General features: G+C 70.0%; 15 protein-coding genes. 11 read left to right on the top strand and 4 right to left on the bottom strand.

All coding sequences use genetic code 11. The features are described 5' to 3' along the window. Nucleotides 1-81: 81 nt before the first annotated feature. From IDM40_RS14455 to IDM40_RS14420, 8 genes are all read left to right on the top strand, one after another. Complete coding sequence (locus IDM40_RS14455; protein ID WP_193122506.1) at nucleotides 82-933, top strand: ABC transporter substrate-binding protein; 852 nt, start codon at nucleotides 82-84, stop codon at nucleotides 931-933. A gap of 129 nt (nucleotides 934-1,062) precedes the next feature. Continuing rightward, the gene (locus IDM40_RS14450) at nucleotides 1,063-2,022 is read left to right on the top strand and encodes an amino acid ABC transporter permease (RefSeq protein ID WP_193122505.1); all 960 of its coding nucleotides are present in this window, start codon (nucleotides 1,063-1,065) and stop codon (nucleotides 2,020-2,022) included. Then, on the top strand, nucleotides 2,022-2,840 hold the full coding sequence (locus IDM40_RS14445; protein WP_328807025.1) for an amino acid ABC transporter ATP-binding protein: 819 nt from the start codon (nucleotides 2,022-2,024) through the stop codon (nucleotides 2,838-2,840). Before IDM40_RS14450 ends, IDM40_RS14445 begins: the two co-directional genes overlap by 1 nt. Nucleotides 2,841-3,035: 195 nt before the next feature. Beyond that, nucleotides 3,036-3,242, top strand: a complete 207-nt coding sequence (locus tag IDM40_RS14440) for a DUF6199 family natural product biosynthesis protein (protein WP_193122504.1) — start codon at nucleotides 3,036-3,038, stop codon at nucleotides 3,240-3,242. 99 nt (nucleotides 3,243-3,341) lie between these two features. After that, entirely contained in the window at nucleotides 3,342-3,923 is a 582-nt protein-coding gene (locus IDM40_RS14435; RefSeq protein ID WP_193122503.1) for a class I SAM-dependent methyltransferase, read from the top strand. 83 nt (nucleotides 3,924-4,006) lie between these two features. Then, a complete protein-coding gene (locus tag IDM40_RS14430) occupies nucleotides 4,007-4,498 on the top strand; it encodes a GNAT family N-acetyltransferase (protein ID WP_193122567.1) in 492 nt (163 codons plus the stop codon). A 126-nt stretch (nucleotides 4,499-4,624) separates the two neighbouring features. Next, complete coding sequence (locus IDM40_RS14425) at nucleotides 4,625-5,050, top strand: ATP-binding protein (protein ID WP_017612197.1); 426 nt, start codon at nucleotides 4,625-4,627, stop codon at nucleotides 5,048-5,050. A 41-nt stretch (nucleotides 5,051-5,091) separates the two neighbouring features. Continuing rightward, entirely contained in the window at nucleotides 5,092-5,850 is a 759-nt protein-coding gene (locus IDM40_RS14420; RefSeq protein WP_083931723.1) for an RNA polymerase sigma factor SigF, read from the top strand. A gap of 39 nt (nucleotides 5,851-5,889) precedes the next feature. Here the strand turns inward: IDM40_RS14420 and IDM40_RS14415 are convergent, their stop codons facing one another. Next, the gene (locus tag IDM40_RS14415; RefSeq protein WP_193122502.1) at nucleotides 5,890-7,260 is read right to left on the bottom strand and encodes an acyltransferase family protein; all 1,371 of its coding nucleotides are present in this window, start codon (nucleotides 7,258-7,260) and stop codon (nucleotides 5,890-5,892) included. 118 nt (nucleotides 7,261-7,378) lie between these two features. Next, nucleotides 7,379-7,780: a hypothetical protein gene (locus IDM40_RS14410; RefSeq protein ID WP_193122501.1), complete on the bottom strand. Its 402-nt coding sequence runs from the start codon at nucleotides 7,778-7,780 to the stop codon at nucleotides 7,379-7,381. 45 nt (nucleotides 7,781-7,825) lie between these two features. On the opposite strand from IDM40_RS14410, the gene IDM40_RS14405 reads away from it, so the two are divergent. Further along, nucleotides 7,826-8,758: a diacylglycerol/lipid kinase family protein gene (locus IDM40_RS14405; protein ID WP_193122500.1), complete on the top strand. Its 933-nt coding sequence runs from the start codon at nucleotides 7,826-7,828 to the stop codon at nucleotides 8,756-8,758. A 302-nt stretch (nucleotides 8,759-9,060) separates the two neighbouring features. After that, nucleotides 9,061-9,318, top strand: a complete 258-nt coding sequence (locus tag IDM40_RS14400) for a WhiB family transcriptional regulator (RefSeq protein WP_017612192.1) — start codon at nucleotides 9,061-9,063, stop codon at nucleotides 9,316-9,318. A gap of 81 nt (nucleotides 9,319-9,399) precedes the next feature. Here the strand turns inward: IDM40_RS14400 and IDM40_RS14395 are convergent, their stop codons facing one another. Further along, entirely contained in the window at nucleotides 9,400-10,950 is a 1,551-nt protein-coding gene (locus IDM40_RS14395) for a sensor histidine kinase (protein ID WP_193122499.1), read from the bottom strand. A 169-nt stretch (nucleotides 10,951-11,119) separates the two neighbouring features. Here IDM40_RS14395 and IDM40_RS14390 point away from each other — a divergent pair, with 169 nt between their 5' ends. Further along, nucleotides 11,120-11,860 carry a GntR family transcriptional regulator gene (locus tag IDM40_RS14390; RefSeq protein ID WP_193122498.1) on the top strand — a complete coding sequence of 247 codons (741 nt, stop codon included), beginning with the start codon at nucleotides 11,120-11,122 and terminating at the stop codon, nucleotides 11,858-11,860. A gap of 39 nt (nucleotides 11,861-11,899) precedes the next feature. Here IDM40_RS14390 and IDM40_RS14385 read toward each other — a convergent pair whose 3' ends face one another. Beyond that, on the bottom strand, nucleotides 11,900-12,112 hold the full coding sequence (locus IDM40_RS14385) for a biotin/lipoyl-binding carrier protein (RefSeq protein WP_193122497.1): 213 nt from the start codon (nucleotides 12,110-12,112) through the stop codon (nucleotides 11,900-11,902). Between the last annotated feature and the right edge of the window lie 54 nt (nucleotides 12,113-12,166).

The following is a 12,166-nucleotide window of genomic DNA, read 5'->3' as shown; positions in this document are numbered from 1 at the left end:
AATGTCGCACAGACCTGGGCGGTGGACCCCTCAATCGTCTCCGACCAGTCACTTCATGAAGAAGGAAGAAGGAGACCGCACATGGCCCTGCGTACGCGATCATCGCGCCGTTACGCCCTCGGTGCCCTCCCCCTGACCGCCGCCCTGGTCCTGGCCGGCTGCGGCAGCGAGGGCGAGGCGGACGAGGCCTCCGGCGAGACCGTCACCATCGGTGTCGAGGCCGAGTACCCGCCCGGCGAGTACCTGGACACCGACGGCGAGACCGTGCTCGGTTTCAACGTCGAGCTCCTCGAGGCCGCGCTGGCCGAGATGGACATGCAGGCCGACTGGGAGCCCGCCAACTTCGACCGCATCATCATGGGCGTGGACTCCGGCAACTACGACATGGGTTCCTCCTCCTTCACCATCACCGAGGAGCGCATGGAGCAGGTCAACATGGTCGGCTACTTCTCCTCCGGGACGCAGTGGTTCGCCCAGGAGGGCAACCCCGAGGACGTCGACCCGGACGACGCCTGCGGCATGCGGATCGCGGTGCAGACCGGCACCACGCACGACGACGACATCGAGGCCCGCAGCGAGGCCTGTGTCGAGGACGGCGACGACCCGATCACCATCGAGAAGTTCCCGAACCAGCCGCAGGCCACCGAGACCGTCGTCTCCGGTGTCAACGACGCCTCCCTCGCGGACATGCCCACCTCCGCCTACGCCCTGGAGCAGACCGGCGAGGGTGTCCTCGAGTTCATCGGCGACCAGTACGACGCCGCCCCCTACGGCATCGTGATGCACCAGGACGACACCGAGCTGGCCGAGGAGCTCGCCGAGGCGTTCAACACGATCATGGAGAACGGCACCTACGAGGAGATCCTCGAGGAGTGGGGCATCGACGTCGGCGCCGTCGACTCCGCCGAGCTCAACCCCGACGTCGACGAGTAACACCGGTTCCCCTCCGGCCCCGCTCCATCCCCCTCCCCCGGCTCCGGGCGGGCGCGTACCCGGCGCCCGCCCTTCTCCCGTCCAGCGCTCGGCGGCCCACCGCCGAGCGCACGAGTGAAAGACCGATCTGTGTCCACACCGACCGAACCGGCGGAGGGCCCGGCACCGGACAACCCGCAGCCGAGCCGCCCCGCCGAACCGATCGCCGCCGTCCCCGTCCGATACCCGGAACGGTGGGTCGCCGCGGGTGTCGTCCTGGTCCTCGCCGCGATGTTCGTGCACATGCTGTTCACGAACGACGCCTTCAACTGGCCGTTCATGTGGGAGAACATGTTCTCCGAGCCGGTGCTGCGCGGTGTCGGGGTGACCCTCAGCGCGACCGTGCTCTCGATGATCATCGGCATCCTGCTGGGCATCCTGCTCGCGGTCATGCGCCTGTCCGGCAACCCCGTGCTGGTCACCGTCTCCTGGCTGTACACGTGGTTCTTCCGCGGCGTGCCCCGGCTCGTCCTCGCCGTGCTCTTCGGCAACCTGGCGATCCTGTACTCGACCATCCACATCGGGCTGCCGTTCGACAACTACTGGATGCCGCTGCTGGGCCTGGAGGGCGACGCCCGCTTCTTCGAGATCGACGTGCGCACCGTCCTGAGCGGGTACATGGCCGGTCTCCTGGCGCTGTCGCTGTCCGAGGGCGCCTACATGGCCGAGATCATCCGCGCCGGCCTGCAGTCGGTGAACAAGGGCCAGACCGAGGCGGCCCAGGCGCTGGGCATGAGCCGCGGCAAGATCCTGCGCCGCATCACCCTGCCGCAGGCCATGCGCGTGGTCATCCCGCCGACCGGCAACGAGACCATCGCGATGCTCAAGGACACCGCGTTGCTGGCGTACGTGCCGGTGACGATCGAGCTGTTCTACCAGCTCCAGGCCATCGGCACGAGCACGTACCAGATCTTCCCGATGCTGGTCGCGGCCTGCCTCTGGTACCTGGCCGCAACGAGCGTGCTGATGGTCGGCCAGTACTTCATCGAGCGCCGGTTCAACCCCGAGCAGCGCGGCGCCAGGATCCGCACGGTCGGAGGGGCCCACTGATGAGCGAGAAGAACGAGGCCGTCATCGAGACCACGGAGGGCGCGGAGCTGCCGTCCGACGCCCTGGTCGTGGCGGAGAACGTGCACAAGAGCTTCGGCCGCCTGGAGGTGCTCAAGGGCATCGACCTGGAGGTGCGCCGCGGTGAGGTCATGTGCGTGGTCGGGCCGTCCGGTTCGGGCAAGTCCACGTTCCTGCGGTGCATCAACCACCTGGAGAAGCTGACCGCGGGCCGCCTGTGGGTCAACGGCGAGCTCATGGGCTTCCGGCAGAAGCGCGGGCGGCTCTACGAACTGCGCGACCACGAGATCGCCGCACAGCGCAGCGACATCGGCATGGTCTTCCAGCGCTTCAACCTGTTCCCGCACCTGACCGCGCTGGGCAACATCATCGAGGCGCCGGTCCAGGTCAACCGTGTCCCCAAGGCCGAGGCGACCGAACGCGGCAGGGAACTGCTGGAGCGGGTGGGCCTGCCGGACAAGGCCGACTTCTACCCCGAGCAGCTCTCCGGTGGCCAGCAGCAGCGTGTGGCGATCGCCCGCGCGCTGGCGATGGAGCCGAGCCTCATGCTGTTCGACGAGCCCACCAGCGCCCTCGACCCGGAGCTGGTCGGCGAGGTCCTGGACGTCATGCGCGACCTGGCCCGGAACGGCATGACGATGATCGTGGTCACCCACGAGATGGGGTTCGCACGCGAGGTCGGCGACTCCCTGGTGTTCATGGACGACGGCGCGATCGTTGAGTCCGGTTCCCCGGTGGAGGTCCTCAACGACCCGCAGCACGAGCGCACCCAGGCGTTCCTGTCCAAGGTGCTCTTCTGAGGCCGGACCGCCTCACACGGGTGCTCCTTCCTGCACCCTCCCAGGGCCCCGCACACGGGCGTGTGCGGGGCCCTGCGCACCTCGGGTGACCTGCTCCACATCTGCCCCGAGAACCGAACCCTGTGCACCCGTGTCGCGTCAGTACCCGTAGCGGTCTTCCGCATCCCTGCCCGACCGGAACGAGGAGGCTCCCCCATGGCCGGCCTGTACCTGCTCGTCGCGCTCGCGTCGCTGATGTGCCTCGCCATCATCATCCGCCCCCAACTGCTCTGGCATCTGTCGGCCTGGCAGTACAAGAACCCCGAGAAGAACGAGCCCAGCGACGCCTGGTACATGGCGCAGCGGCTCGGCGCTGCGTTCTCGCTCGTCGTGCTCCTGATCATGGTCTCGACCGTGGCCTGACACGCACGCGCCCCCGGCGATCACCCGCCGTGCCGCTCTTGACCAGGAGACGCAGGGGACCCAGAGTCATGGTGTGGACATCCCCTTTCCAGGAGTGGCATGGCATCGCGTTCGGAGCGCAGGCACCGGGTGGACCCGGCCGACCGGCAGGACCACGGCGAACGCGTTCCCGGGCCGGTCCTGCACCGGACCAGGGAACTGCTGTGCGCGGGCGCGCGCGGGCGCACCCTCGAGGTGGGTGTGGGTTCCGGGCGCAACCTGCCCTTCTACCCGCCGCAGGTGCGGCTGACCGCGATCGACACCGACCCCGCCAAGATCGAGCGGGCCCGTGAGCACGCCGCCGAGCTGGCGCTGCCGGGCCGTTTCCTCGTGGGTGACGTGCAGGACCTCGACTTCCCCGACCGCTCCTTCGACACGGTCATGTGCACACTCACACTGGGCGCGGTCGACGACCAGGCGGCGGCCATGCGGGAGATGTACCGGGTCCTGGAGCCCGGGGGACGCCTGCTCATGGTCGACCGCATCGGCCGGGCCCGTCTGCCGTTCCGCCTCGTCGAGCAGCGCCGCCGCAACCCCCGCCGACTGCCGCGCGAGGTCGCGGTGGAGGCGGGTTTCCGTGTGGGGCACCACGACCGGCTGATGCTGGGGACGATCGAACGTGTGGTCGCGCACCGGCCCTGACCGTCTCGGGCCGCGGGGCGGCGCCGGCCTGCGCATAGGCTGGCAGGGACCGACACATTCCGCCCTTGACCAAGGTGATCCGTTTGATCCGCCCCGCCCGCCCCGACGACGTCCCCGAGATCCATCGGCTCATCGGGGAGTTGGCCGAGTACGAGAAGGAACCGGACGCGGTCGTGGCCACCGAGGGGGACCTGCACCGGGCTCTGTTCGGGGAGGCCCCGGCGGTCTTCGCGCACGTGGCCGAGCACACCGGCGACGACGGTGCGCCCGTCACGGCCGGGTTCGCTCTGTGGTTCCTGACGTATTCCACGTGGACGGGCCGGCACGGGATCCACCTGGAGGACCTCTACGTGCGTCCCGAACACCGGGCGCTGGGCCACGGGTCCGCTCTGCTGCGCAACCTCGCCCGCATCTGTGTGGAACGCGGTTACCGCCGGCTGGAGTGGAGTGTCCTGGACTGGAACACACCCGCCATCCGTTTCTACGAGTCCCTCGGCTCGGTGCCGATGGACGGTTGGACGGTACGCCGGCTGGACGGCGACGCACTGGACGCACTGGGTACTTCCGATGACTGACGGCGACCGTTCGTCTCGTGTTCGTACGTCGCCGTGCGGACACGATCTGCTCCGCCCTGCGCCAGTGGCAGGGTGAAACGAGATACATTGCTCTCAAGCGGCAACCTCGCCCCCCGAAGGAGGGACGTGACCGAAGAAACCGCCGTGCCCACGGCCGACGCGGCCGGTGTCCGCGACGCTGTCACCGTCAATATGCCCGCGGACAGCGCCTACCTGTCCGTACTGCGGACGGCGACGGCGGGACTCGCCGCGCGACTCGACTTCACCCTCGACGAGATCGAGGACCTGAGGATCGGCGTCGACGAGGCCTGCGCGATGCTGCTCTCCCAGGCATTGCCCGGCACAGAACTGACCACCGAATTCGAACTCACCCCCGAGGGGATGCGCATCTCCGTGTCGGTGCTGACCGCCGACGGACGCCTCCCCGCCCGCGACACGTTCGCGTGGACGGTCCTGTCCGCGCTCGCGGGTGACGTCGACGCCGAAGTCGGCCCTGACGACCGCGTCTACATCGTTCTGTACAAGCGTCGCGGCACACTGGAGCCGACGTGAGCGAAAGGGGGCCCGCTCTGACAGCCAAGACCGAACACGCGGTGCCCGACCGGGCACGCGCCAGAGAGTTGTTCGAGCGCCTGAGTGAACTCGACCCGGAGTCACCGGAGCGGCGACGGATCCGTGACGAGCTCGTGGAGCTCCACCTCCCTCTGGTGGAGTACCTGGCCCGCCGGTTCCGCAACCGCGGCGAGTGGCTGGACGATCTCACCCAGGTCGCGACGATCGGTCTCATCAAGTCCATCGACCGCTTCGATCTGGACCGGGGTGTGGAGTTCTCGACCTACGCCACGCCCACGATCGTCGGTGAGATCAAGCGTCACTTCCGTGACAAGGGCTGGGCGGTGCGGGTTCCCCGTCGCCTCCAGGAGCTGAAGCTCTCGCTCACCAAGGCCGTCAGCGACCTGTCCCAGAGGGAGGGGCGTTCGCCGACGGTCGCGGAGCTCGCGAGCCATCTCAACATGTCGGAGGAGGAGGTGCTGGAGGGCCTGGAGTCCGCCAACGCCTACTCCACGGTGTCGCTGGACGCCCCGGACAGCGGGGACGAGGACGCTCCCGCCGTCGCCGACTCGTTGGGCATCGTGGACGAGTCCCTGGAGGGGGTGGAGTACCGGGAGTCGCTCAAGCCGCTCCTGGAGCAGCTGCCGCCGCGGGAGAAGCGCATCCTGCTGCTGCGCTTCTTCGGCAACATGACTCAGTCGCAGATCGCCCAGGAACTGGGCATATCGCAGATGCACGTCTCCCGGCTGCTGGCGCGTACGCTCGCCCAGCTCCGGCAGGCGCTGACCACGGACGACTGACCCGGCATCCGGCGGTCGCCCAGGGGCGGCCGCCGGGGGTCATCCCCGTCCGGTGTCCCGTGCCACCGACCGCCTGGCCTCGCGCAGCACGGCCGCCGCCCCCAGGTAGAGGACGAACCCGGCGGTGGGCAGCGCCCCCGCCCCGTGCATCCCCGGCCCCGCGAGGGCGCACCAGGCGAAACCCGCGAACGCCGCGGGGAGCGCACACCAGACCACGACCGTGCGGCCCTTCAGTGCCGCACCGACACCCCTGAGCCTCCCGGCCCGCCGACCGGCCCCCGACGGCCCCGTCCGTGCTTCCACGGGCCCCAGGAGCGCCAGCAGTACGATCATCACCGCACTCACCCCGAGGACCCACGGCACCCGGAGCAGGAGCCACTCGGCCGACCCCACGGGCGGTTGCGGCAGCAGCCCCGTCCCGTACAGGAGGACCCCGGCGAGGATCGCGGCGCTCATGTGCCAGAGGAACAGGGTCAGAACGACCGTGTTGACGCCGACCACGGCGGTCCAGGGCCCGCCGGCGCGCAGCAGGCGCCGGGCCGGCCCGGCCAGGGACAGCGCCAGGCACGTCTGGGTGAGGCCGAGCACGAGCAGCGCGAGGCTGGGCGGTGAGGCGTTGCCCATCTCCGCGCCGGGCACGTCGACCATGCTCACCGGGTAAGGGCCGAACACGGTCAGCGCGCACAGCAGGGCGAGCCCGAGCACGGTGAGCCCGGACCACGGTGCGGGCCGCCCGGCCCCGGGGTGGTCGTACAGCACGAACCCGCACTGGTGCAGCGCGATCCAGACCAGCAGGTGGTTGGCCTCCCCCACCACCGGGACGCCGGACCCGAGGCGCAGCAGGTCGAGCACGGCGACGAGGCCGACCAGGACCGCGGGCACGGCCGCACCGAACCTGCGGTGCAGTGCGTACAGCGCGGGGGCGAGCAGCACCACGGCCAGGTAGGCGGTGAGGAACCACAGGGGGATGGTGGCCGCCCAGACCGCGAGGCCGACGATCGTGGGGTCCGCGCCCAGCGAGACCGCTCCGAACGCGGCCGCCCACCACAGGCACAGGAACAGGGTCGTGGGGCGCAGGAGACGGTCGGTGCGCCCCAGCAACCATCCGGTCGTGTCACCGCCCTTGCGCCGGTGCGAGGCCAGCGAGGCGGCGTGCGAGTACCCGCCCACGAGGAAGAAGACCGGCATGACCTGGAAGAACCACGTCAGGGGTTCGGCCCAGGGAAGATCGGCCAGGGCGTTGCCGCCGTCGATGCCGTCGCCGGTCTCGACCACGACCATGAGCCAGTGCCCGACCGCGACGAGCACGATGGCCAGGGCGCGCAGGAGGTCGATGTAGCGGTCGCGTCGGGCGGGTGTGTGCTCCGCGGCCTCGCGCATCCCGGCGAGGAGGCGGCGGGGGCCGTTCACCGGCGGTCCCCGGAACGCGGGCGGCTGGTCTCGGGCATGCACCCTGGTTACCGGCGCCCGCCCGGCGCGTGTGTGAGGCGCGCGTCCTCGCGTGTCCCCGTGGTCGCCCGGGAGCGGGTCAGCGCTTCTTCTTCTGCGGTTCCTCGACGGGGAACAGGGCCGCGGTCGTGGGCGGGGACAGCACCGCCGCGCCGGCGGCGACCGCGGTGGCGCCGAACAGGGCCGCGGCACCGTACTGCTCGCCGGTGAACATGTAGTAGGCGATCACCGCGAGGAAGAGCTGGGTGACGAAGACCGGGGTGCGGGCCCAGTCGTTGAGCTGCCAGAGGCCGTGGGCGACGAACACCAGCAGCGCTCCGACACCGAGGCCGGCGGCGGCCAGCGGGACCGCGGACATGACGTCGTTGACCTGCCCGGTGACGGCCGCGTAGAAGCTGTAGAGGCCGGCCAGCCCTGCGCCCAGGCCGATCAGGGCCTGGAGGACGGCGGCGATGGTGATGGTGAAGGGACGCGAAGACACCCTCCGAGCCTATCCGCGTGCCCGGGGTGCCCCTACACTGGCCGGGTGCGTGCCCTCTTCGTCGTCAACCCGAAAGCGACCACGACCACTTCCCGGTCGCAGGAGGTCATCGAGGGTGCCCTCCGTTCGGAGTTGGACCTGACCACGATCGTGACCACCCACCGCGACCACGCGCGCGAGCTCGCGCGGTCCGCGGCCGAGCACGGATACCGCCTGGTGATCAGCCTGGGCGGTGACGGCACCGTGAACGAGGTCGTCAACGGCCTGCTCGAGGCGCCCTCCCACCTGCCCCGCCCGCGGTACGCGGTCCTGCCCGGCGGCAGCGCGAACGTCTTCATCCGTTCCCTGGGGGTGCCCGGCGACCCGGTCGAGGCCACCGGCACGGTCCTGAGGGCGCTGCGGGAGGGCAGTGAGCGCGAGATCGGTCTGGGCCTCGTCGACGACGGCATGGCCGACCGTTACTTCACGTTCTGTGCCGGGTTCGGCTGGGACGCCGACGTCGTGCAGCGCGTCGAGGACGAACGCGGCAACGGCCGCAGGGCCACACCGGCGCTGTACGCGGAAGTGGCGATGAAGCTCTTCTTCCAGGGCGATATCCGCGATCCGTCACTCACCGTGTCGGGCGGGGGAACCTCTCGCGACAACGTGTATTTCGCGCTGGTCACCAACACGTCCCCATGGACCTACGCGGGTGCACTGCCGTTGCAGCCGACCCCGGCGTCGCGTTTCGAGTTGGGTCTCGACGCTTTCGCGTTGACGCACTCCTCGACCGCGGTGACCGGGTGGATTCTGTCGCAGATGTTCTTCCCCAAAGGCCTGCCCGAGGAAGGCGAAGGGTATCTGACCTGGCACGACGAGGCTTCGCTGACGATCACGTCCGACCATCCGCGGGCGTTCCAGATCGACGGTGAATACCTGGGAGACCGCGAACAGGTCAACTGCCGGTCGCTACCGAAAGCGTTACGAATCGTCTGCTAATTGCACCGGGAGAACGAATTCCGGACCACTGTGACGCATGCGACACCGTGATCAGGACCTTTGGCCTCGGGACCTCTTGCATGGGTCGTTGAACCCTGCCACGCTCAAGATATCGCCTCGAGTTACGGGCGAGTTAACTTGGGCGCCCCCACACGGTCGTGGGGTGAACCTCCGAAACACCTCGAGGAATTCACCGGCGGGTCCGGCCCGCCGGGCTCCCGATGCACATCCGCGCACGCACACACGATCGATCGTGAATCCCTTCACAACCCCCGATCGCCTCACCGTGAGGAGTGGACCGCATGGACTGGCGCCACGACGCAGCCTGCCGTGACGAAGACCCGGAGCTCTTCTTCCCCATCGGCAACTTCGGCCCCGCCCTGATCCAGATCGAGGAGGCCAAGGCGGTGTGCGGGCGCTGTCCCGTCAGCTCCGCCTGCCTGCAGTGGGCCCTCGAGAGCGGACAGGACGGCGGCGTCTGGGGCGGCACCAGCGAGGAGGAGCGCCGCGCGCTCCGCAAGCGCGGTGCCGGCCGACGCACGATGGCCCGTACCTACTGAAACACGGAAGGCCCCCGCCCGGCGCAGCGGGGACCCTCATCCCCCACCTCGGCAGGGCGAAGGACGGCCGGACCGGCCGCCCTACCTGCGGGGGACCTCCTCGTCCTCCCTCTCCAGCGGCAACCTGATCGCCACCTCGGTCCCTCCGCCCTCCTTCGGCTCGATCTCCAGCGACCCCCCGAGCTCGCCCACGATGAGGGTCCGGACGATCTGCAGCCCCAGGCTCTTGGTGCCCTCCAGGTCGAAGTCCTCCGGAAGCCCGCCGCCGTCGTCGGAGACCGCCAGTTCCAGACGGCTCGAACCCGGGAACCCCGGACCCGCGTCGTAGCGGCGCACCCGCACCTCGATCTGTCCGGGGCCCTGCCCCAGGCCGTGCTCCACGGCGTTCTGCACCAGCTCCGCCAGCACCATCGACAACGGTGTGGCCACCAGCGCGTTGAGCAGCCCGAACCCGCCGATCCTGCGCGGGATCACCGCCCCCTTGGTCGAGGAGACCTCCGCGGCCATCTGCATGACCCGGTCGGCGATGTCGTCGAAATCCACGACCTCGTCGGGGGTGTGCGAGAGCATTTCGTGCACGATCGCGATCGATCCCACACGCCCCACGGCCTCGTCCAAGGCGGTGCGCGCCTCGGGCACGTCCAGGCGCCGGGCCTGCAGGCGCAGCAGCGCCGCGACGGTCTGCAGGTTGTTCTTGACCCGGTGGTGGATCTCCCGGATCGTCGCGTCCTTGGTCATGAGTTCGCGTTCGCGGCGCCGCAACTCGGTGACGTCGCGGACCATCACCAGCGCACCGATGCGCACCCCGTCGATGACCAGCGGTATGGACCGCAGCTGGACGGTGACCCCGCGCGCCTCGACCTCGGCCTCCTGCGGGGCGCGCCCGCTGGCGGTGTAGGTGAGGTTCTCGTCACGGGCCTCCCCCGGGGCCGCCAGTTCCAGGGTCGTGCGGTCCAGGCGGCCGCCCACGAGGTCGGCGGTCAGGCCCAGGCGGCGGTAGGCGGAGAGCGCGTTGGGACTGGCGTAGACGACCTCGCCGTTCTGGTCCAGGCGCAGGAGCCCGTCGCCGACGCGGGGCGAGCGGACCATGAGCGGGCCCTGGTCGCTGAACGGGAAGGCGCCCTCGGCGATCATCTGGGCGAGGTCGCCGGCGCTCTGCAGGTAGGTCAGCTCCAGGCGGCTGGGGGTGCGGGCCGAGCTGAGGTTGGTACTGCGCTGGATCACCCCGATGAGGCGTCCCTCGCGGCGCACCGGGACGGTCTCCTCGCGCACCGGGACCCCGCCGGACCAGTCGGGGTCTCCGTCGCGGCAGATGCGCCCCTCCTCCCAGGCGCGGTCGATGAGCGCCCTGCGCCCCACGACCCTGGGGGCCGAGCGAGGGTCGACGTCCTTCATGTCGTCGCGCAGGACCGTCTCCACCAGGTCGTCCTGGAAGGCGGTGGGCCCGGTCGTGGGCCGCATCTGCGCTATGGCGACCCAGCCGTCGTCGCCGCGCAGGCGCACCCACAGGACGAGGTCGGCGAAGGAGAGGTCGGCCAGCAGCTGCCAGTCCGAGACCAGGGAGTAGATCCACTCCAGGTCGGCTTGTTTGAGTGACGTGTGACGCCTGATGAGATCACTGAGGTGAGGCACTCACAAATCATCCCATGAAGGAAGGCATACTCAAGGGGTACGCACTCAACCAGTGGTCCATACCAATCGGTGGCCGAGACGGGCTCCCCCACCGGGCCCGGAGCACCACCGTCCGGCCCACGGCGACCGAGGGTGCGGCGTGAGGACCGGGACGCGGCGGAGGAGACGGATGACCGGCCGGCAGACAGTCGACGGCAACCCCAGGGTGCCCAAGTACTACCAGGTCAAGAAACAACTGCTCGAACTCATCGAGGCGATGCCCGCGGGCAACCCGGTGCCCCCCGAGCGCGCCCTGGCCACCCAGTTCGGCACCTCGCGCACGACGGTACGCCAGGCCCTGACCGAGATGGTCGTCGAGGGACGGCTGCTGCGCATCCAGGGCAAGGGCACCTTCGTGGCCAAGCCCAAGGTCGCGCAGATCCTCCAGCTGACCAGTTACACGCAGGAGATGCGGGCGCACGGCCTGCACCCCGCGACCCGCATCCTCGACGTGAGTTACATCAACGCCGACGACCAGCTCGCCGAACTCCTGGCGATCCGGTCGGGCGGCCGTGTGCTGCGTATCGAACGCCTGCGGCTGGCCAACGGCGAGCCCATGGCCGTGGAGACCGCGCACCTGGCCGCCCGGCGCTTCCCCGGGCTGCGCCGCCAGCTGGACCGCTACGCGTCGCTGTACGAGGCCCTGGCCAGCGCCTACGACGTGTCGCTGGCCGAGGCGGAGGCCTCCATCGAGACGGTGCTCGCGACCCCGAACGAGGCCCGTCTCCTGGGCGTGGACGTGGGACTGCCCCTGGTCCTGCACTGCCAGCACAGCTTCGACGGGGACGGGCACCCCGTCGAGTGGGTGCGCTCGCTCTACCGCGGCGACCGGTACAAGTTCGTCACCCGGCTGCGGCCCCCGACGGACTGAGGCGGAGCGGCCGGGGCCCGAGGGCTCCGGCGTGCGCGCTCACTCGACGACGGCCAGCAGGTCGCCCTCCTGCACCACGTCCCCCTCGGACACGGCGACCCGGGTGACGGTCCCCGCGTCCTCGGTGAGCACCGGGATCTCCATCTTCATGGACTCCAGGAGCAGCAGGATGCCGCCGGCCTCGACACGGTCGCCCTCGCCGACCTGCAGCTCGAAGATGTTGGCGACCATCTCCGCGCGGATCTCTGCCATGGTGTGCGCCTCCCCGGTTCGGTGTTGTCGGACCGACCCTCTCACGCGTGCGGG

The sequence above is a fragment of the Nocardiopsis coralli genome (assembly GCF_014892575.1).
In the GTDB taxonomy this organism is placed as follows: domain Bacteria; phylum Actinomycetota; class Actinomycetes; order Streptosporangiales; family Streptosporangiaceae; genus Nocardiopsis; species Nocardiopsis coralli.
Note: the sequence above shows the minus strand (reverse complement) of the source record. Positions and strands in the feature narration are given on the sequence as shown.